Raw genomic sequence first — 23,289 nt, 5'->3', positions numbered from 1 at the left:
TTTTCTATTTTTTACCGCAGATTTTCGCGGATTTCTTTTGGGTTTGCTTTTTTCTTTCGCAGAGTTTTTTTTGCGCTTGCTTTTTTTTCCCGCAGATTTTCGCGGATTTTTGCTTTTTCTTTTATCTACCGCAGATTTTCGCTGATTTTTTTTGTGTTTGCTATTTTTTGCCGCTGATTTTTTTTGGGTTTGCTTTTTTTTACCACTGATTTTCGCGGATTTTTTTTGGGTTTGCTTTTTTTTGCCGCAGAGTTTTTTTGCTTTTTCTATTTTTTTCCCGCAGATTTTCGCGGATTTTTGCTTTTTCTTTTATCTACCGCAGATTTTCGCGGATTTCTTTTGGGTTTGCTTTTTTCTTCCGCGGATTTTTTTTGCGTTTGATTTTTGTTTCCCGCAGATTTTCGCGGATTTTTCTTTTTCTATTATATACCGCAGATTTTCGCTGATTTCTTTTGTAGTTGCTTCTTGATTTTAGCTAAGTTTTTTTCTGCCTCTTTTTTTGTTTTTATTGTTCAAAACACTTGCTAAGTCGTCAAAATCTTTCTCTAAGTCGTCAAAACTTTTCTCTAAGTCGTCAAAATCTTTCTCTAAGTCGTCAAAACTTTTCTCTAAGTCGTCAAAACTTTTCTCTAAGTCGTCAAAATCTTTCTCTAAGTCGTCAAAACTTTTCTCTAAGTCGTCAAAACTTTTCTCTAAGTCGTCAAAACTTTTCTCTAAGTCGTCAAAATCTTTCTCTATGTCGTCAAAATCTTTCTCTATGTCGTCAAAATCTTTCTCTATGTCGTCAAAATCTTTCGCTACGTCGTTTTGACAAAAAATAAGCCCTTGACAGGGGTGATTTTCTGCCAAAATGACAGTTGCTATGATTTGAAAAAAGATTTACGTTTTTTTAGCCTCGTTGGTTTTGATGAAAAGGGGTTTGGCTTGATTGTGTGAACAGCTATCAAATAGTTCATGTGGGATGGAGTAGGGGTGTGGTTAAGGGAGGGGGACTGCTTCGGGATGAAAGACGCATGCCCATCCACTCGACAGGGACAGGAAAGGGTTTTTTACCCTTAAAAAAATCTTAGGGGAGATTTTAGGGTTTGATTATTTTTAACAATCAGCTTAATGGGGTTTGGGCTTTAAGAAGCCGAGAATGGTTGGGTCGAGGCCGAGTTTTTTGATGACGATGGCTGCGAGAAAGAAATTCCAGACGACTGTTGAGGCGAGTGCGGCAAAGGCAGCGCCGTTAAGCCCCATTAGCGGGATTAAGAAAAGATTGAGCAGGAATCCGGTGGCTGTGCCGAGTGCTAAGCCGTAGGAAACCCAACGTTGGTGGCCGGTCATCATTAATACTACTCCTACGGAACCCATTGCGAGGTTGAAGAGTTGAGCGAAGCCCATACAGACGAGTGCGAAATATCCTTGTTTGAAAGCGATGCCCCAAAAGCTGAGGATGGTTTTTCCTCCAAAAACGAAAGCGAGGAAAATGGGAACAGCGGAGAGGGTAATGAGTCGGACGCTTTTGGTGAGGAGTTTTTGGAGGCGGTTAAAGTCTTGCCGGGTAAAAAAGTCGGCAATCATGGGAGCCATGACGAGATTGGCAGCGATGAGGATGGTTTTCGGGACATCGGCGAGGCGGGCTGCTATGTTGTAAATGCCTACTTCGGCCGGGCTGGCGAGGGAGCCTAACAGGATGAGGTCGGCACGGGTATTGATGATGGACAAGATACTTACGGCGAGAAAAGATAACATGCCCTTTGTCCAGGGGGATATTTCGTATTTTGCGGTTGCTGAAAAGAAGTCGCCGGGGAATTTTTTTACCAGCAAGAACGCATAGATCAGGGTGGCAAAAACGATGCTGCAAATTTGGAGGTAAATGGTTTGAGTCAGGGTAATGGATGCATTGCCGATGCAGTAGCAACCGATTGCGAGGACGAGTAAAAGGAGGGGTTTGACCAGCATTTCGGGAAACTGGCTGCTGATGACAAACTTAGCACCGCGCAACATGCCTTCAAAAACCCGCGAGATGGCAATAAAAGGGAGGCAAAGCAAGAGGATTGCCAATAGTTTTTTGTTTTCGGAATTTGCCAGAATTGAACCTAAAGGGAAGGAGAAAATTTGATTTAAGGGGAAAAAGAGGAGGGCCGTCAAAAGCAAGATGAGGGCTGAAACGGTTAAAACGACAAAGACTGCATACATCCATGCGCCTTTTAGAAGGGATAAGTTATTGGATGAACGATAGTTTGCGGTGAGTTTTACCAGATACAATTCCAAACCCATGACAGCCAAAGTTCCTAAAACTGTGAGCCAGGAAAGGAACCAGGTAAACAAACCATATTGATCTACGCCGAGCAATTTTGCAAAAATCCAGGAGGTCAGAAATCCGAGCAGAATAGATGACCCATGTAAGGCAAATGTGCCTGCTGAACCTTTGATTAAATAGGCGCGGTTTTCAGAAGCTCCGATAAACCGGGATAGAAATTTGCCTACTATCATAAAGTGAAAAGTGAAAAACTTAAAGTGAAAAGTGAAAAGTGAAAAACTAAAAGTGAAAAAGTTAAAGTGAAAAAAACTAAAACTAAATGTTAGCTTTGACTTTTTACTGTTTCTTCAATTTTTTTTTAAAACGTTTAAATGATTGTGAATGATGAATGTCATCAAAAAAATATGGGCAGTTCTTGCTTTGCGGTGTCCTAATTGTGGGAAGGGTAAATTATTTACCAACCCTAATTTGTTTAACCTGAAAGACATAGACAAAATGCCGCCGCGATGTGTTGAATGTCAGCAGGATTTTGAGGTTGAGGTTGAGTTTTATTACGGAGCGATGTTTGTCAGTTATGCGCTGACGGCATTGGTGATTATATTTTTGTTGGGGATGGACATATTGATTACGGGGTATTTGTATCCGAAAGAGTTGTTTATTTATATTGGATTGATCATATTGGGTTGGACCTATTGGTTTCGGGTTTCAAGGGCGATTTGGTTAGGGATCTATGTATGGTGGTTGCAACCGCGCAAAGATAAATAGTAACTTATATTGGTAAAAGGCATACAAAGCAATATGATGATTAAGTGAATAGCCTTATCTTTGTTGCCAAAATACATTTATACAATAAAAGCGAACAGGGCGATGAGTAGAATTAATAAGACAATGAAGCTGATATTGATTGCGGTCATGGTGATTTATAACTGCCCTATACAAGCACAAAATCTGGTTATAAACGGTGATTTTGAAGAATACGATATTTGCCCTTCCTCACTCAATAATATTTCCGACTGTAATAACTGGATACCGGCAACCGATGGCAGCCCCGATTATTTCAACAGTTGTTCGGATGGGGCAAGCGGGGTAGATATTCCCGCAAATTTTTATGGGGTACAACTGCCACATTCCGGATTGGGTTATGCCGGATTTCTTGCTTATGCTCCGGATAATAGCCGCGATTATATTACGACACCATTAAGCGAGCCTATGATACCGGGTCAGACCTATTGCGTGTCTTTTCAGGTCAGTTTAGCAGATTTCACCTTTGTCGGTGTTGAAAATATCGGGTTATATTTTTCTACTACTCAAGTATCGGTAACCAACGGAGGTTTGTTTTTAGGATATACCCCTCAGGTTTTAAATACAAACGGGATTATTTCAGACAAATCTGAAGATTGGGTAACAATCAGCGGCACGATTGTGGCAAATGAGGCGTATCAATGGGCAACAATCGGTAATTTCAGCAATAACACCGGCACAAACTCTCAAGACCTTTCGATACCGGGCGTTAGCGGTCCGTTGGTAAGCCGTGCCTATTATTATGTGGACGATGTGGAGATTTACGAATTACCTGCTTTTAATGTATCCATCAGCCCCAATCCGGTTTTATGTGCTGCCGGAGAAGTTACCATAACGGCTACCGGAGGTGAAACTTATTCGTGGGCAACAGCCGGAGACCCCTTTACAATAATCGGAACAGAAAACACATTTTCCGGTATTATTACCACCACCACTACCTTCATAATAAAAGCCTATAACGGATATTGCGAGCGTCAGCAAAACATTACGGTTGTTGTATTGTCGCCGCCGCCGGTTGCCGATTTTACGTATATCGGGTCATGTGCGGGCAGCAGTACGGGGTTAATAGATTTGTCGTCCAATATTACGCCCGGCTCGTTGTATGAATGGGATTTTGACAATGACGGTCTTGCAGATGCCTATACACTTGGCGGTGCATCTTATACATTTCCCGATGTCGGAACCTATCCGGTAACACTGACGATTTATGCGTTGGGAGGAACCTGTCAGATACAAACAACGGTTCCGGTCATCATTACAGAAGTCTGTAACCCCTGTGAAAATTCCAACAGTTTTATCAATTATATACCAAACCCTCAAGCCGAATATTACACGACATGCCCGACAAATCTCGGCAATCTCAACTATGCTTCACCGTGGTTTTCGCCGACAACAAGTTCGCCCGATTTTTTGCATAGTTGTGCAACCGGAGAGGCCTCAACACCCACAAACAGCTTTGGAACTACGACCCCGTTAAGTGGAAACGGGTATCTTGGTCTTTACACTTATGGGGCAAATTACAGGGAGTATGCATCTACAAAACTGACAGAAGCCTTAACTCCCGGACAAACCTACTGTATCAGTTTTAATGTTTTTCTCAGTACGTTATCGGGGAAAGCCACTGACCAGATAGGCGCTTATTTTTCTACAGATTCGATAGGACTAACCACACAGGCACCTTTGTTTTTAACGCCGGATGTGAGTAATCCACCCGGTAATATCATTGATGACGGTCAGGGATGGGTAACGGTATCGGGAAATTATACGCCAACGACACCGGTAGAATATATCACTATTGGTAATTTTTATGACGATGCCAATACGCAATGGGTCAATCTGCCAAATCCTTCTCCTGCGCTTCAGGAATATGCCTATTATTATATAGACGATGTTTCCGTCAGTCCTTTGCCGGAATTAGAGGTCAATTATTCTCCGGTTGCCTGTCTGAATGAGGAGACCACCTTCAGTGTTTCGGGGATTTTTTGTGCTTATGAGTGGTATGATTTGAGCGCACCGGGAGTGATATTAAGTACCGGCCCGGAATTGACGGTAAACACGGAATCGCCTGCGGTTAAAAATTACATTGTCTGGGCGCAATACGGGCAATGCTATGTCAGCAAAAGTTTTCAGGTAATTTTTATACAACCCCCCTTAACAGGATTTGAAGTTTTAGCCAATTGTGCAGGAGCGGTTGCTATTTTTACCGACACTTCAACCGATGTTTTGCCGGGAGCACAATATGCCTGGGACTTTGAAAATGACGGAATAATCAATAGTACGGAGTCTTCTTTTGTCGCACATATCTATACAGAGCCGGGAAGTTATATGGCCAAACTGACGATTACCAATCCGGGAGGATGTGCGCAAACGGCGTATATTCCGGTAATTATCGAGACCTGCACGCAGATCTGTGAGAATGACAATGTAATTCAGGACGGAAGTTTTGAATTAGGAGTATGTCCGACAACTTTAGGGCAAGCCGACAATCTGGATTTCTGGCAAACACCGGGTTCGGGTTCATGTGCAACATTCTCCCATCCCTGTGTTAATCTTGTGTTACAGTCCATTACAGAAAATGGCAACGGCTCGCACACATTTTCGTTCAGCATCACCAATATGTGCCCGCAACCCTTTGTCTTTGCATCTTTCCAACTTCCTGACGGAACGGGGGTTGACAGTCCTGCTGATGGGAGCAATTATGCAGGGACACAAGCCACTTATTTTGTTTCACAGCCTGTCAATGCGCCCTTTAATGCCATTTTATTTTTCGATCCCAATAATGCGACCTCGACTTATACCAATGGTCAAACCGATTTTTTTGAGTATGTGCTTCCTTCAGGAATAGCAGTTCCGCCGACCATGCAGTTTCTTGTACAAATTGGAACTGGACTTTCGGTATTAGGGTCAGTGTCCACTGAGATAACCGGTTGCTATCAGGCGGATTGGTATAATACCTGTGGGGGAGAAAGTGAAGTTGGAGTTCCTCAGAACATATATGGAAATCAGTTACCCCTTGTAGGAAGTGGATATATCGGAATAACGGTGGACGGCAACAGTCCTGAAATCGGAAAACAATACATCACCACGCATTTGGATGCCCCTTTGGTTCAGGGTCAGTTATATTGTGCGACCATGTATGTAAGTCTTGCCGAGACGAGTCAATTTGCGGCGACAGATATTGGAATGTATTTTTCAACGACTGCAATCAATGAATCGTTGAATTTGACGGAAGCGCCGCAAGTTTACAATCCGCAAGGAAATTATTTATTTGAAACAGAAAACTGGGTTGCTGTTTCCAACACCTTTATAGCAACACAACCTTACGAATTTATTGCGATCGGGAATTTTGGGTTCAACAATGACCCGCTTGTTTCGGTCAGCCCGAATTCGTCGGGATATGCGTACTATTATGTTGATCATGTTGTTGTCAGCCCTTTAATAGTTGAAGCACCGGAAGACATTACATCTTGTCAAAACGAAGTAGTCAGCTTAAATGCTACGGTCAATACCTGCGAAGTTTATTGGTATGAAATCAATCATCCCAACACTGTGCTGAGTTTATCATCAACGTTGGAAATTGCAGTTACGGATACAACCACGTTTGTTGTAGTGGGTAAAAACGGGAATTGCATCCTGACCGATATGGTTACGGTATATCCCATTGCACTTCCGGATGCAGATGCCGGACAGGATGTAAATGTATGTTTAAATCAATTTGTCCAGTTACAAGCAAGTGGAGGCGACGCTTATGAATGGCTGCCGATACCCAATACAGTCATTAACGATCCTTTTGTTGCAGACCCATTTGTAGCCGGTTTGGTATTAGATAATTTTTATTTCAAAGTAATTGTAACCAATACTACTACAGGCTGTCAGGCAATTGATTCAGTCAGGGTAAAAACCCTTCAACTTCCTGTTGCCAATATTCTTGAGCCGGATACCATCTTTGTATGTACAAATGAGCCGACACCCCTAAGCGCAACCGGCGGTGTAGGAGGAGGGGGTTTGGGAATACCCTATAACTGGCAACCGGCAGTCAATGTAATTGGGAGCAATCAGGTGGCCAATCCAATTGTCAGTATTACAGATACCACTACATTTACCGTTACAGTAACCCAGACCTTTACAGGTTGTCAGGACATGGCCTCAATTGTTGTCATCCCTCAAGTCATCTATGAAACACCGACAGATACATTGATTATGTGTTCAGGAGATGAATCAATATTAAATCCCGAAATACCGGAAGCGAGTATTGTTAGTTATGAATGGACTCCAAATATCAATTTGTCGGCCAACAATATACCAAACCCGACTACATTTACTACCTCATCCATACTATATACGTTAACCTATACAGATGCTATCGGATGTAAAGGGCAGTCTTTGGTCTATGTACATGTTGTTCCACGTCCAAACGCCGGGAGTGATATTCAGATTTGTGAAGGAAGTTCTGCACAGCTATTTGTTACAGGCGGAGGAATTTCATATAGCTGGACACCGGTTGAAGGGTTAAACAATCCAAACATACAAAATCCGGTGGCTACTCCTGATGAAACCACAGTATATACCGTAACTGTTCAATATCCCGATACCGGAAGTACAGAATGTGCCAATACTGATGAAGTTGTTGTTTACGTAAACAGTCCGGGTTTTGCTTATGCCGGGGAAGATGTGATTATTTGTGAAGGCAGTAATGTACAGTTAAATGCCATTGGAGGAGACAGCTATCTTTGGTCTCCTGCACAAGGGCTGAGTGATGTTAATATTTCAAATCCCATTGCATCTCCCGCAATCACCACACTATATACGGTAACCGTAACCAACTCTATAACAGGATGCCAAACTACTGATCAGGTTTTGGTTACTATTGATATTCCTTCAAGCCCAATTTTTAATACCGCATCAGGCATTGTTCATTGTACCAATCCATTGCAACCCGTTCAGGTTTGTTATTCCGCAAACTATGACGGATGTTCTGCACTCATTCCCAATGTGGTTTCGCAGTTAAGCAGCAGCATCAGTTTTAACGGTGTATTTTGTTTTACGTATGTATCAGCATTTGCAACTGCAAATTTTGATACTTTAACCATTCAGTTATGTGCCGGTTCTGCCGGCTGTAATCAAATTACAGCCATCATAGCCAATTGTGATTCGGCTCCGGTTTGGTCAGAACAATCTATGATTATCAATACCTGTATTAACGATGCGGTAACTGTGGCTTTACCGGAAGTCATTAATTCAGATGGACCCGGTGATATTTTAACCTATATTACAGGAAATCCGGTCAATGGTTCAGTCAGTATTATTGCTAATATCATTACCTATACCCCTAATTCAGGGTTTACGGGAACGGACTTTTTTGATGTAACTGTATGCGATTCATATTACCCTTATGATGATTGTGCAGTATTACCGGTAGCAGTCAATGTAACCCCAAATAATCCTCCGATTGCCTCTAATCAGAATGTCAATATTGAGTATCAAACCCCGACAACGATTTGCTTAGACATCAATGAACCGGACGGACAACCAACCAACCTGAACATTGTCAGCTTTCCAACAAACGGAACAGTTAGTGTATTAAACGGGACTTGTGTCATCTACAACCCCGGCTCAGATTTTGAAGGTCCCGATGCGATGGCGATCAATATATGCGACCCATGCGGTGATTGTACATTGATACAACTATTGGTCAATGTTCAACCCAAACCAAACACGCCGCCTGTTTCTCCGGATATTATTGTCAATATTCCTCACAATACAACCCAACTTATTTGTTTAGAAATTTTTGACGAGGATGGAGATGCTACAACAACCCAGTTAGTCAGTGGTTCTGTAAACGGAATTTTAAACATAGATGCACAAGCCAATTGCATCACATTTACACCAAACACAGGGTTTAGCGGAATTAATGTGATAATTGTTTCGGTTTGCGATGGAATTTCGGGTTGCGATCAGGTAACAATCACCTTAAATGTAGAGCCTGCACCCAATCAGCCTCCGATTGTCAGCAATGTTACTGCAACAACGCCTTATAATACTCCGATTTATATTTGTCTTGGAATTGTTGAACCCAATGGCAATCCTTATACCGTATCTGTTCAAAATTTCCCATTAAACGGAACAATTACCCAGCCTGTTTTAGGATGTTTCATTTATACACCCAATAATTTTTCAGGAACAGAAGTAACCGAAGTTATTGTATGCGATAACTTAGGAGCTTGTACGCCGGCGACAATCACCATCACTGTTTTACCACAGTCAAATCAGGCACCTGTTGTGCCCGATCTTACGGTAATCGTTCCAAATAACACGAATCCGGTAACAGCTTGTCTGAGTATTACAGAACCGGATGGGAACAATTACAACACAACCATTCAGTATAACGGAATTTACGGGACCGTTACCATGAACAATTCAGATTGTTTTACCTATACTCCCACACCGCAGTTCACAACTTTTGATTTAGCGCAGTTAATTGTTTGCGACGAATTTGGAGCTTGTACGACGGTCAATGTCTATTTTGTCAGCAATGCAGCACCTTCCTTTAATAATGTTTCCGTTTCTACCCCACAAAACACATCTGTAAATGTATGTCTTACTATAACTGATCCTGAAAATGAAGCATTTACGTTGACCATTTTGAGCAGCACACCGGCAAATGGAACTACCCAAATCAACAATGATACTTGTGTTTTATATACACCCAATAACGGTTTTTCAGGTAATGATCAGATATTGGTTCAAGTTTGCGATGTCAGTGGAAATTGCTCGGTTGGTTCCATCAATATTTCTGTGTTGCAACAAGCCAATCAACCGCCGTTGGTGAATAATGTTTTTAATACCACTTCATTTAATACACCTATTACTGTTTGTGTCCCGATTAGTGACCCGGAAGGAGACAATTTCAACACCCTTTTTGGTACAAGCAGCAACGGAACTGTAATCACACTAAGCAGCACTTGTTTTACATACATTCCAAACCTCAATTATACAGGCAGCGACCTGGTGAGTATTTTGGTATGCGACGTTTTTGGAAACTGCTCAACTGCAAGCGCATTTGTTACTGTATTTGCCAATCTTCCTCCTTCTGCCGCTAACATAACTGTTTCAACTCCGATAGGTGTGCCTGTAGAAGCATGTATCAATATATCAGATCCCGAAAATGATGAAACTACAATAAGCATTTTTACTTCGCCGTCAAATGGTACTGCAATTGTTACAAACAACAATTGTATTTCGTACAATCCGGCTTCGGGTTTTGTGGGCACTGATATGGTAGTTCTGGAACTTTGCGATGTATTTGACAATTGCGTTCTTGTAACAATTACAATACAGGTAAATTCAACAAACACAGCCCCGGTAGTAGAACCTGTTGCACCGGTTGTCCTGACGGTTGGAGATAATGAAACGATTTGCGTAACTGCTACCGACCCCAATGGCGATTTGCTAAGTTATTCTATAACAAGCATCAACCCAAACATTGGTTCTGCTTCACTGACCGGTAACTGTTTGAGTTATACCGCACCTCAATCCGGAACAGGAAATGTGGTCATAGTAATTACAGTTTGTGATGATGGTATTCCTCCTATTTGTGTTACTTCCAACATTACCTTCATCCTGAATAACGCCCCGACTGCTTCTTCGCAATCAACCACTACTTCTCAAAACACACCTGTAGAAATATGTCTTGATGTAACCGAACCTGATGGAAATAGCTATACCTCCACTATTTCCACACAACCTGTCAACGGAACTGCTACTATTTCAAGTGATTGCATCAATTATCAGCCCGACCCATTGTTTGTAGGAGAGGAAAGCATTGTTGTCCAAATTTGCGATCAGTATGGAGAATGTTCTTTTGTAACTGTAACTGTTACAGTTATTGATGCCTTGATAGCCAATGACTCTTTTGCGGAAACTGAAGACAATATACTTTTAGTGATAGATGTACTTGCCAACGATGTTTATCCTGATGATGGGACAATCACTGTTGAAATAATTGAAGAACCGGAATCGGGAACGCTTATTGTAAACGTTGACAATAGCATAACTTATATACCGGAAACCGGATTTTCCGGCAATGACACGTTTCAATATGTTCTTTGTCATCCACAATTGGGATGCGACACCTCAACCGTATTTGTTACCGTCAACAACGCATTAGCTGCTTACGATGACACCGGCATCACAACGTTTGCCGATGTTTCCGTGAATATTCCAATTTTGACCAATGATATTTATCCTGATTTTGCAAACCTGAGTATCACAATCATTAATTCCGGACTAATCAATGGTTTTGTAAGTCAGATAGGATCTACCGGAGTATATAGTTTCTTGCCTGCATCCGGTTTTACAGGCATTGATACTTTCCAATATGTAATTTGTTACCCCTCATTAGGTTGTGATACCGCATCTGTTATAGTTAATGTTATGTTGGCACCTCAATATCCAAATGCTGTTGATGATATTGCATCTACACAGATGGGAACAGATATTGTTATTAATGTGATGGATAACGATATCAATCCTTTACCCGGAGACCTGAATTTAGTGGCTATTGTTAGCCAACCTGAAAACGGAACTGCAACCATCAACATAGACCAAACTATTACCTATTCCCCCAATAACGGTTTCTATGGGAATGATAATTTTACCTACGTAATTTGTAATCCAAATTTCGGAAACGGGGAGACAATTTGCGATACTGCAACAGTAACTATAACCGTAATAAATCCGGTTGCTTGTATTCCGAAGGCATATCAGGCCATTTCACCAAACAATGATGGCAAAAATGATTTGTTTGTTATCGAAAATATTGATTGCAACGGTTATAACTTGAACGAGTTGGTAATTTTTAACCGTTGGGGTAATATTGTGTTTGAAGCTGAAAATTATAGCTCATCCAAATATTGGGACGGTACGTTTAAAGAAACCGGAAACATAGTACCTAATGGAACGTATTTCTATGTGTTCAAAACTAATTCCGGGGACATCATTTTACAAGGTTATCTGGAGGTCAACCAATAATACTGCCTAAGTGTAAATTTGCTTCTATAACTCTAAAACGGATGCCTTCAAAGACGATTAAACTAACGCTGGGTTTTTCATCTTGCCCGAATGATACTTATATTTTTGATGCTTTAGTTAATGGCAAGATTGATACGGAGGGAATTGAATTTATACCGGTGATAGCAGATGTAGAAGCGCTTAACAATTCTGCTTTTAAGCAAGAACTACAGATCACCAAGTTAAGCTATCATGCGTTAGGGCATTTACTGCCATACTATGGACTCCTGAATTCAGGAAGTGCTCTTGGTAATAATTGCGGGCCTTTGTTAATTGCAAAGCAATCTTTAAGCGCTGAAGAACTAAAAAGTGCAGGTATTGCGATTCCGGGAAAATATACAACTGCAAACTTTCTTTTGGGATTAGCTTACCCAAATTTGGAAAATAAAAAAGTAATGCTGTTTTCTGACATCGAACAAGCTGTTTTAGATGGTGTAGATGTTCAGGCAGGCTTGATAATTCACGAAAATCGCTTTACCTATCAACGTAAAGGGCTAATCAAAATACTTGATTTGGGAGAATTTTGGGAATCAACCACAGGATTACCCATTCCATTGGGAGGAATTGCAGTTCAAAGGAATCTGCCTTTGCAACTAAAACAAAAGATAGACCGGTTGATTAAAAAAAGTGTCCAATATGCTTTTGAACATGAACAAGAAACGATGCCTTATATCAAACTTCATGCACAGGAAATGGAAGAATCAGTAATAATGCAACACATCAAACTGTATGTTAACAGCTATACTTTAGATTTGGGAAATACAGGCATAGAAGCAGTGGGCAGATTATTTGCTATGGCTCAGGACTTGAACTTAATTGCCCGCTTTGATGGAAATATTGTAGTTCCGTTATCGCAATAACCGCCAACAACGGAACTAAATATTTATAATAACCCAATTTCAGCACAACTCCAGAACCAAGGCGGAAGCACCACCACCGCCGTTACAAATTCCTGCACTACCTATTTTTCCACCTTTATATTTAAGTGCTGATATTAAAGTACAGGTAATTCTTGCACCGGACGCACCAATGGGATGTCCTAACGAAACAGCCCCGCCTAAAACATTGAGCTTGGCATGAGGTATGTTCATTAGTTTCATATTGGCTAAAGCAACAACAGAAAATGCTTCGTTAATTTCGAAAATGTCAATATCAGAAAGAGATAAACCAGCTTTGGAAACTGCTTTGGGAACAGCCAACGAAGGAGTAGTTGTAAACCATTCGGGTGTTTGACCTGCGTCAGCATAGCTTAAAAGCTTTGCGATAGGTTTAAGACCCAATTCCTCCATTTTTTGTTTGCTCATCAGAACCACAGCAGCAGCACCGTCATTAATTTTTGAAGCATTCACAGCGGTAATAGTACCATCTTTGTCAAATGCTGGTCGAAGAGCAGATACTTTGTCCCAGATTATATTTTTATATTCATCATCTTCGCTCACGACTATGGTTTTTCCCTTGCCGGCAGAAATGGAAACGGGCATGATTTCATCGGCAAAATATCCGTTTTCATTAGCTGAAATTGCTCTTTTGTACGATTCAATGGCATAAGCATCTTGTTCTTCCCGGGTAAATTTGTATTCTTTTGCACAGATTTCACCGCAGTTTCCCATCATATAGCCTTTGTAAGGATCTTGTAAACCATCTCTGACAATGGCATCAATCAGCTCACCATTGCCATATTTCATTCCCCATCGGGATTTGGTCAGGTAAAAAGGGGCATTGCTCATGCTTTCCATTCCTCCGGCAACCACCACGTCATTATCACCAAGCCGAATTGTCTGAGCAGCGAGCATAATGGCTTTCATTCCTGAAGCACAAACTTTGTTAATAGTTGTACATGGAATATTTACAGGAAAACCGGCTGCCAAAACAGCTTGTCGTGTAGGGGCCTGACCATTATTTGCAGTCAGCACATTTCCCATGAAAACTTCGTCAATCATTTCGGAATTGATGCCGGCTCTTTTTACGGCTTCCTGTAACACTAAAGTGCCCATTTCAACGGCAGTTAGGGATGCCAAACTACCGCCAAAACTTCCGATTGGAGTGCGTGCCATTCCTACAATATATACTTCGTTCATTATTGAAAAATATTAAGTTTTGAAAAACGTCTTTTATGGTGTTGAAAGAAATTAGTATTCTGTCAATAAACTGTAATGACTTTTTAGTTCTAAAGCGCGATGTTTAACAATTTCTACTTTGTCGTAAACAATCATGGGTATAAACATAGTCCCTTCCTTTGATTCATACAATTTTTGAAGCAGTTCAAACTCTTTATCCCGATACTCAATCCAGGAGAGCTGAACTGTACGGAGCGAGGTTTTCTGATCCTTGGAAACAACAGTTTGCAAGAGTTTATAGTACTTGTTTAACTCAGCATCCCATTCCAAATAAGCGGTATCAAGACATTGTACGACACCCATAGTGGAGGGATTATTCTCCATGCAGGTATTTAACTTAGTTTCGATAGGGTCTTCCGTTGAATTGCTATTATTCTGAGCGAAACTTGTGAAGTTGGGTAAAAAGCATAACAAAAACAGACTCATAAACCTTAACAACTGCATAAATAACTTTTTTAATAGGCGAATGTTCAAAAACGAGTTGATATTTAAAATGAAAAACAACTGTTAAGATTGAAATTAATGTATAGTGTATTTGAGCAAAAAACGCAGAATTTTCTCACCATATTTATAGGGTGCATACCGCAAAGGCAAGTCAATAAAAGTAGAGCGTTTTAAAACACTTTTTTGATGAGAGAATGTATCGAAGCTAAATTTTCCGTGATAATTTCCGATACCGCTTTCCCCGACCCCACCAAAAGGCAAATTACAATTCCCTACCTGATAAAAAGATTCGTTAATAGCAACAGCACCCGAAGAGGTTTGTGCAATTACTTTTTCACCGGTTTCGCTGCTTTCTGTATATAAATACAAAGCAAGCGGTTTGGGGCGCTCGTTAATAAACTGTATCACTTCATCCAAATTTTCATAATCCATGATTGGTAAAATAGGGCCAAAAATTTCTTCCTGCATGATTGGATCAGTTGGCTCAATATTTTCAATCAAAGTCGGTGCTATATATTTAGTTTCAGGATTTATTTGACCACCAACAATGATATCACCACAATCCAGCAGTTTTTCAAGGCGTTTAAGATGTCTGTCATTTACAATCCGGCTTAAATGAGGACTATCTTCCGGATTTTCCCCAAACATTGCAGTGATTTCCTTTTTCAATGCAACTATTAACTCATGTTTAATTGATTTGTGTACAAACAAATAATCAGGGGCGATGCAGGTTTGTCCGTTGTTAATTAATTTGCCGCTTATAATTCTTTTTGCGCTAATGTTGATATTTGCATCCGAATGAACGATGCAGGGGCTTTTTCCGCCTAATTCAAGGGTAACAGGAGTCAGGTTTTTTGCAGCAGCAGTATAAACGATTTTACCCACATTAGTGCCGCCGGTATAAAAGATATAATCGAATTTGTGATTTAGCAATTCTTGAGAAACAGAAGCATCCCCTTCAAACAATGCCACATACTGCGTTTCAAAAGTTTTGCGAATTAAGTCAGCCATCACCCTCGAAACATTAGGTGTTAACTCAGATGGCTTTAAAATGGCACAATTTCCGGCAGCTATCGCTCCAACTAAAGGGGAAAACAAGAGATTAAAAGGGTAATTCCATGGGGAGATTATCAGGGCAACTCCATACGGTTCCGGATATATTTTGCTTTTAGAATAAAAATGAAAAATCGGAGTTGGAACCACTTTGGGTCTTGACCAACTTTTAAGCTTTTTTATTGCAACTTCAATTTCTGATAAAACCAAGGCTATTTCAGTTCCATAAGCTTCAATTCCGGTTTTGTTTAAATCCTGATTGAGCGCGTATAAAATCTGGGTTTCAAATTCTGTAATAGCGTTGCGAAGCTTTCTTAACTGCTCAATTCTAAAAGCAATATTTTTAGTGGAGTTGCTTGAAAAGTATGTTTTTTGCTTTTGCACCACTTCGGCTATTTCATTTTTTTCATCTATTAAATCGAGATTCAGAGTGGCAGATTCGCTTAAAAGAGACATGTTGTGATTTGTTTAAAAATGAGCAAAAAGTCTTGATTTACATTTATGAAATTTAGTACAAAGGTAACGTTTATCCCAGCTAATTGGTACAATCAAACAGATTAAATACTATGAATTAACGAATCTCAAAGATTTGTAAATCAATTGTACCTATCCTTTTTCTTTCAGTTATCTGATATCCGATTAATTGCAGTTTTATTAGGGGATAAATGGAATAGAATCGGCAAAAGAAGGTAGCTGAAGGTCTTTTGAAGATATGATTAAATCGGCATTTGGGATTTGCCAATCAATATTCAAAAAAGGATCGTTGTATCGAATACCTGCTTCGCTTTGACGGTGATAATAATTATCGCATTTGTAAACAAATTCTGCGGTTTTGCTCAAAACAACATAACCATGTGCAAATCCCTTGGGTACCAGCAATTGTTTTTTGTTCTCATCCGACAATAATATACCATACCATTTGCCGCATGTTTCCGAATCAGTTCTTAGATCAACCACCACATCAAACACTTTGCCTTGTGTAACACGAACAAGTTTAGCTTGTGCGTGAGGATTCTTTTGATAGTGAAGCCCTCGCAAAACTCCATACCTTGAAAATGCTTGATTGTCCTGAACAAAATTGTACCACAAATGATGCTGTACGAATAATTTTGAGTTGTAGCTCTCAAAAAAATACCCTCTTTCATCGTAAAAAACCGGAGGGTTAATAACTAATAAATCCTTGAATCCCGTATGTTCGATAAATGGCAAATTTTCGGACGACATAGAATTAGATAAAAATTGTTTGCTGCAAAATACATAAGTTCCTGCTGCTTTCCCAATTATTATACCTGACAGTTCAGTACCTTATGTCAATATGATTTTATTTAGATGGTTTTTATTCTATCTTTGCGCCATTCTTCTTCAAATTCAAACATCAAACTAATGGGTAGAGTATTAATTATCGGTGCAGGAGGTGTTGGCAATGTTGTGGTTAAAAAATGTGCTATGAACCCCGATGTTTTCTCCGACATTATGCTGGCCAGCCGTACTTTGTCTAAATGTGAGGCAATTGCAAATGAAATTGGAGGCAACAGGGTAAAAACAGCACAAGTTGATGCAGATAATGTGCCGGAATTGGCTCAATTGATTGAATCATATCGCCCCGATTTAGTAATCAATTTAGCCTTGCCGTATCAGGATTTACCGATAATGGATGCATGTCTTCAAACAGGAGTTCATTATTTAGATACGGCAAATTATGAACCAAAGGACGAGGCAAAGTTTGAATATAGCTGGCAATGGGCATACAAAAAAAGGTTTGAAGATAAGGGCATCATGGCTTTGTTGGGATGTGGATTTGATCCGGGCGTTACCGGAGTGTTTACAGCTTATGCCGCAAAGCATCATTTCAAGGAAATGCACTATTTAGACATTGTAGATTGCAATGCCGGCAATCATGGTAAGGCGTTTGCAACCAATTTTAATCCGGAAATCAATATCAGGGAAATTACTCAAAACGGCAAGTATTTTGAAAACGGAGAATGGGTTGAAATCCCTCCAATGTCCATTCATCAACCGGTTGCTTATCCCAACATAGGGGATCGGGAATCCTATTTATTGTTTCATGAAGAATTGGAATCTTTAACCAAAAACTTTCCGACTTTGAAGCGGGCCAGGTTTTGGATGACTTTCGGTCAACAATATATTACACACCTAAACGTGCTTCAAAATGTTGGAATGACAAGCATCAAACCTATCCGGTATCAGGGAATTGATATTGTTCCTTTAGAGTTTCTGAAAGCAGTTTTACCCGAACCTTCTTCGTTGGGAGAAAATTACACCGGTGAAACCTCCATCGGTTGTCAGATTAAGGGAATTGGTAAAGATGGCAAGGAACTGACTTATTTTGTTTACAACAATTGCAGCCATGCCGAATCCTTTAAAGAAGTTCAGGCTCAGGCTGTTTCCTATACTACCGGTGTACCCGCAATGATTGGTGCAATGATGATGTTAAAAGGACTTTGGATGAGACCCGGTGTTTGGAATGTCGAGGAATTTAACCCCGATCCTTTTATGGAAATGTTGAATAAACATGGTTTACCCTGGCATGAACAATTTAACATCAAACTTGCTTTTGAGTATCCCTCCTGATTAGGGTGGTTTTTATTAGAAAAAAAGACAAACCAAAACAAATTGAAGTAAGAAATGAACCATTTCTTATTTCAATTTTTCCAAAAAAGTCAATTTTCTTCATTCTTTATTATTGCTGTATTGATGGCAAATTATGACTGAAGAGTCAAACTTTTAAAAGCTTGTATCAAAAGACCGAATGATAAAATCGGTATGTTCAAAATAAAACAAAAAATGCCTGACAATACTGTTGTCAGGCATTTTTTATGCTGAAAATCTTAAGTTTTTTATCCTTTTTCGACTTGTTCTATTAAGGGTTTAACCGGAGCATTATTAGAATGGTCCGCAGGATGTATTTTTGCTATGTAGGGGGCAATAATTAAAGCAACAATCATTGAAAGTTTAATCAAAATATTCATTGAGGGTCCGCTTGTATCTTTAAAAGGATCTCCTACGGTATCTCCAACAACGGAATTTTTATGAACATCACCGCCTTTGTAATGTGTAACTCCGTCAATAATCACACCGGCTTCAAAAGATTTTTTAGCGTTATCCCATGCGCCACCGGCATTAGACTGAAACATGGCAAGTAAAAGACCAGAAACCAAAATGCCTGCCAATAAACCTCCTAAAACAGCCGGTCCGAAAGCAAAACCAACCACAGTAGGCGCTAATAAAGCCAAAATACCGGGTGCCATCATTTCTCTGATTGCTGCTTTTGTAGATATGGTAATACAGGTATCGTAATCGGCTGTAACACCTTCCTTGCCTTGCAATAAACCTTTAATTTCATCAAACTGGCGCTTTACTTCCTGAACCATAGCATTAGCTGCTCTTCCAACTGAGCTGATAGCCAAAGACGAAAACAAATAAGGAATCATACCGCCGATTAACATGCCACCCAAAACTCTCGGATTGGCTATGTCGAGCGACTGAAGATGTGTGATTTCCATAAAAGCGGCAAACAAAGCTAAAGCAGTCAATGCAGCAGAAGCAATTGCAAATCCTTTACCTATTGCTGCAGTAGTATTTCCGACAGCATCTAAAGTATCCGTATTTTTACGAACTTCTTTGGGCAGCCCGCTCATTTCAGCAATTCCTCCGGCGTTATCGGCAATCGGACCGAAAGCATCAATGGCTAATTGAATTCCTGTTGTTGCCATCATACCGGCAGCAGCCATAGCAACTCCGAACAACCCGCCAACAATGTAAGAAACAACAATGCCGGAAGCCAGGATTATGGTGGGTAAAGCAGTTGATTCCATGCCGATACTAAGTCCTCCGATGATGTTGGTAGCCGGACTTGATAAAGATTGCTTTACAATGCTGTTAACAGGGCGACGACCCATTGCACAATAAAACTCGGTTACTAAGCTGATTAGTCCTCCGACTACCAAGCCAATCAAAACGCTGAAGAAAATATTGATGCTCGGAAAACTGTTAATCAGTGTTAATGTTCCGTCAGGTAATTTTTTGTATTCTTCGCAATTTGCAGGAAGAATATGGGTGATCACAAAATAAGAAGCTATTGCGGTTAAAGCGATAGCAATAAAATTGCCCCGATTGAGTGCAGCTTGTGGATTTCCGTTTTCTTTTACCTTAACCGCAAAAAATGCGATTACAGAAAAAATAGTACCGATAGCAGCGATGAGCAAAGGCAAATATACTGCTGCAAAACTTTGATCGGCTGAATTAGCTTTTACCAAAACGCCCAAAACCATAGTTGCTAAAACTGTACTGACATAAGAGCCGAACAAGTCAGCACCCATTCCGGCAACATCGCCCACATTATCGCCAACGTTATCGGCAATTACAGCCGGATTGCGCGGATCGTCTTCGGGTATTCCGGCAACTACTTTACCGGCAAGGTCGGCACCTACGTCTGCCGCTTTTGTATAAATTCCACCTCCAACACGGGCAAACAAAGCGATGCTTTCTGCACCTAATGAAAAACCGGTTAGCACGTTTAGAACGCGCATCATTTCCGCATCTGTATTGCCGGTGTTAAATAGATAATTGAACAAAAGGAATAGTAAGCTAAGCCCCAACAATCCTAATGACACCACTCCTGTTCCCATTACGGTACCTCCGGCAAAAGAAATATCCAGGGCTTTTGACAAACTGCTTCGGGCGGCATTTGCAGTTCTTACATTGGCTCGGGTAGCCACCCTCATTCCGATAAATCCGGCAGTTCCTGAAAAAACAGCTCCTACTACAAAGGCAATCATAATTAAAGGAGAAGAGTTCGCATCTGTCAGGCTCAAGGCACCTAACAAAACCGTTGTAATCACTATAAAAATGGCCAATACCCGATATTCTGCTTTCAGGAAGGACATAGCACCGTTGGCAATTAACTTACTTATTCGCTCCATTTCAGGCGTACCGATAGATTGTTTGTTGATCCAGGATGTTCTGACAAACATGTAAACAAATCCCAGCAAAGCAATTATAGGGACAAGATAAACAACAGACATAGATTTCGTTATTGTAATGTTATATAAAAATCAAGTAACAACAAGTTGAACAATGAGTGGATAAAACAATTTTTTGTCTTCTCACTTATTGTGCAATCTCAACACATAAAATAAATTGAATTTTTAAATTTGGCGCGCAAAAATACGCTCTAAGCACCATTTTACCAACAACTATGTTTTTTTGTTGGGAAATTAGCTGAATGGCAAGGTATTTTTCTATCATTGCACACAGAATCTAACCGGTTATGCCTCACAAACTACCAAAATCTGTTGCTGTTTCCCCTTTCAAATATTGGCTGAGTTATATCTACCCACAGCTTCTTGTTAAACTGAGCAGCAATTATAATCCGGTACTTGATGTAAGATTGAGCAAAGGGCGGTTGCGGTTAGATTCCGGTAATTCAACTTATTCGTATGAAGACCTGTACGATACTTTTTACCTGCCTTTTAGAAAACTTGAAATATCAAAAAGACATTTAAAAAGGGTATTAGTACTTGGTGGCGGATTGTGCAGCATCCCATTTATGTTACAGCAGTATTTTAATCAAAATGCGATTTATGAAGTGGTAGAAATTGATGATGCAGTGATACAAATTGCCCGTCAGTTTTTATTGCCTGAAGTTTTAGAAAATATAAACTTTCACTGTACAGATGCTTACGATTATGTTGCTTTAGATACTCAGCAATATGACCTGATTGCAGTTGATGTTTTCATTGATACAAATACCCCCTCAAAATTCAGGAGTTTGGAGTTTCTCGAGAATATAAAATACAGATTGAGTCCGGATGGATTGGTCGTGTACAATACAATGGTCAATCATGAAGATTTAAGTAGGGTTTCTTCCGTATTTTACCGCAGTACATTTAAACAAATATTTCCTGAAGGTTTTGCAATCCGCACTTCAGGAAACAGGGTTTTAGTTTATGACAAGCGTTAAAGTGGAATATAAAAGACAAATAGGCAAGATAAGTTACTGATACTTTACTTTTTTATTCTTGTCTTAACAAAAGTCAATCTTTAGCAGTAAATCGCAGTTTTGTACTATAAATAAATACGCTGACATTTCTTAATGCCGGTAAAAGATTGGATGGAAACTTCTGTGATTTACATAATTGAATAGGTATAAATTTAAATCATTCTTTTGCAGGTTTGATTTATTTTTATCTTTGCCACTTCAAAACTATTTCACCTTTTTCGGGAATAATTTTTCATTATGGAGGCTATAATTATTTTGATTTTCATATTCGGTTATTTAGCCATTACTTTAGAACATCCCCTCAAAATAGACAAAGCAGTTTCCGCCATACTTTTAGGCATCCTAACCTGGACTATTTACGCACTGCTCTCAAACGACTATCATGAAGTTCAGCATAATCTGCATGAATTGCTGCCTGAAATCATGAACATCCTTTTTTTCCTTCTGGGAGCAATGACCATAGTTGAGTTGATAGATATTCACGAAGGGTTTACGGTGATTACCAATCAAATAACAACACATCAGAAAAGGAATCTTCTGTTTACGACAAGTGTACTTGCTTTTTTTATGTCTGCGGTACTTGACAATTTAACAACGGCGATCGTGATGGCCTCTTTGCTGAGAAAACTTATTCATCAAAAAGAAGACCGCATGATTTTTGCCAGTATGATTGTCATCGCTGCCAATGCAGGAGGAGCCTGGTCTCCGATTGGCGATGTAACTACAACTATGCTTTGGATTGGTGATAGAATCAGTGCTTTTGGAATAATTAAACAATTGTTTCTTCCAAGTTTGGTCTGTATGTTGGTTCCTCTTTTTGCTCAGATGTTTTTACTGCATGGTTCTTTTGAAGATCGCACTATAAAAAAAGAGTTTTCAACTTCTTCTTTTGAAAGGAAACTGATTTTGTTAATGGGTGTTGGCTGTTTGATATTTGTTCCTATATTTAAAACAATTACTCATTTACCTCCTTTCATGGGTATGTTTTTTGGGGTAGGGTTGATGTGGTTAACTACTGAATTATTGCACAGGAACAAATCACACGACGACAAACATCAGTTTTCGACAATTCACGCTTTATCCAGAGTAGATACAGCCAGTATTTTGTTCTTTTTTGGAATTCTTGCCGCCGTTGGTTGTTTAGGTGCTATTGGAGCATTGGAACATGCTGCCACTTTTTTGAATAACACCATCGGCAATTTAGATGTTATTGTATTTCTTATCGGAATATTGTCTTCTGTGGTAGATAATGTTCCGTTGGTTGCTGCGGCAATGAAAATGTACACTTTAGAGCAATTCCCTATAGACAATAAGTTGTGGGAATTTTTAGCTTATTGTGCCGGAACAGGAGGAAGTTTACTAATTATAGGTTCGGCAGCAGGAGTTGCCATAATGGGTATAGAGCGGATTGAATTTTTCTGGTACGTGAAGCGAATTACCCTTTTAGCCTTTTTAGGTTATATATGTGGAGCACTTGCGTATTTAGTTATTTATATGCTAATGGGAAGTGTTCATTAACGCTGCATTTTTAGGTT

The 23,289-nt window shown here is 39.9% G+C and carries 13 protein-coding genes; 6 read left to right on the top strand and 7 right to left on the bottom strand.

Annotation, left to right across the window (positions count from 1 at the left end; translation table 11 throughout):
* Positions 1-471 precede the first annotated feature (471 nt).
* Together IPM47_15635 and IPM47_15630 are read right to left on the bottom strand one after the other, a co-directional pair.
* On the bottom strand, positions 472-849 hold the full coding sequence (locus IPM47_15635; GenBank protein QQS28277.1) for a hypothetical protein: 378 nt from the start codon (positions 847-849) through the stop codon (positions 472-474).
* A gap of 258 nt (positions 850-1,107) precedes the next feature.
* Positions 1,108-2,481: an oligosaccharide flippase family protein gene (locus IPM47_15630; GenBank protein ID QQS28276.1), complete on the bottom strand. Its 1,374-nt coding sequence runs from the start codon at positions 2,479-2,481 to the stop codon at positions 1,108-1,110.
* A gap of 148 nt (positions 2,482-2,629) precedes the next feature.
* Between IPM47_15630 and IPM47_15625 the strand changes: the two genes are divergently transcribed.
* The 3 genes from IPM47_15625 (at position 2,630) to IPM47_15615 (ending at position 12,978) form a co-directional block, all read left to right on the top strand.
* The gene (locus tag IPM47_15625) at positions 2,630-3,013 is read left to right on the top strand and encodes a DUF983 domain-containing protein (protein QQS28275.1); all 384 of its coding nucleotides are present in this window, start codon (positions 2,630-2,632) and stop codon (positions 3,011-3,013) included.
* Positions 3,014-3,115: 102 nt separating this feature from the next.
* Entirely contained in the window at positions 3,116-12,079 is an 8,964-nt protein-coding gene (locus IPM47_15620) for a tandem-95 repeat protein (protein ID QQS28274.1), read from the top strand.
* Positions 12,080-12,135: 56 nt separating this feature from the next.
* Positions 12,136-12,978: a 1,4-dihydroxy-6-naphthoate synthase gene (locus IPM47_15615; protein QQS31501.1), complete on the top strand. Its 843-nt coding sequence runs from the start codon at positions 12,136-12,138 to the stop codon at positions 12,976-12,978.
* 39 nt (positions 12,979-13,017) lie between these two features.
* Here the strand turns inward: IPM47_15615 and IPM47_15610 are convergent, their stop codons facing one another.
* From IPM47_15610 to rfbC, 4 genes are all read right to left on the bottom strand, one after another.
* Positions 13,018-14,196 carry an acetyl-CoA C-acyltransferase gene (locus IPM47_15610; protein ID QQS28273.1) on the bottom strand — a complete coding sequence of 393 codons (1,179 nt, stop codon included), beginning with the start codon at positions 14,194-14,196 and terminating at the stop codon, positions 13,018-13,020.
* 51 nt (positions 14,197-14,247) lie between these two features.
* On the bottom strand, positions 14,248-14,679 hold the full coding sequence (locus tag IPM47_15605; GenBank protein ID QQS28272.1) for a DUF1311 domain-containing protein: 432 nt from the start codon (positions 14,677-14,679) through the stop codon (positions 14,248-14,250).
* A 75-nt stretch (positions 14,680-14,754) separates the two neighbouring features.
* A complete protein-coding gene (locus IPM47_15600) occupies positions 14,755-16,188 on the bottom strand; it encodes an aldehyde dehydrogenase (GenBank protein ID QQS28271.1) in 1,434 nt (477 codons plus the stop codon).
* A 198-nt stretch (positions 16,189-16,386) separates the two neighbouring features.
* Entirely contained in the window at positions 16,387-16,941 is a 555-nt protein-coding gene (gene rfbC / locus IPM47_15595; GenBank protein ID QQS31500.1) for a dTDP-4-dehydrorhamnose 3,5-epimerase, read from the bottom strand.
* 174 nt (positions 16,942-17,115) lie between these two features.
* Between rfbC and IPM47_15590 the strand changes: the two genes are divergently transcribed.
* The gene (locus tag IPM47_15590) at positions 17,116-18,324 is read left to right on the top strand and encodes a saccharopine dehydrogenase family protein (protein ID QQS28270.1); all 1,209 of its coding nucleotides are present in this window, start codon (positions 17,116-17,118) and stop codon (positions 18,322-18,324) included.
* Between the two features lie 266 nt (positions 18,325-18,590).
* On the opposite strand, the gene IPM47_15585 is transcribed toward IPM47_15590, so the two are convergent.
* The gene (locus IPM47_15585) at positions 18,591-20,777 is read right to left on the bottom strand and encodes a sodium-translocating pyrophosphatase (GenBank protein ID QQS28269.1); all 2,187 of its coding nucleotides are present in this window, start codon (positions 20,775-20,777) and stop codon (positions 18,591-18,593) included.
* 245 nt (positions 20,778-21,022) lie between these two features.
* Here IPM47_15585 and IPM47_15580 point away from each other — a divergent pair, with 245 nt between their 5' ends.
* Both IPM47_15580 and nhaD read left to right on the top strand, forming a co-directional pair.
* Positions 21,023-21,715 (top strand): fused MFS/spermidine synthase, encoded by a 693-nt coding sequence (locus IPM47_15580; GenBank protein ID QQS28268.1) that lies wholly within the window; start codon positions 21,023-21,025, stop codon positions 21,713-21,715.
* A 276-nt stretch (positions 21,716-21,991) separates the two neighbouring features.
* Complete coding sequence (gene nhaD, locus IPM47_15575) at positions 21,992-23,272, top strand: sodium:proton antiporter NhaD (GenBank protein ID QQS28267.1); 1,281 nt, start codon at positions 21,992-21,994, stop codon at positions 23,270-23,272.
* Positions 23,273-23,289 lie beyond the last annotated feature (17 nt).

It is taken from the genome of Sphingobacteriales bacterium (assembly GCA_016700115.1).
Lineage (GTDB): Bacteria > Bacteroidota > Bacteroidia > Chitinophagales > UBA2359 > UBA2359.
Note: the sequence above shows the minus strand (reverse complement) of the source record. Positions and strands in the feature narration are given on the sequence as shown.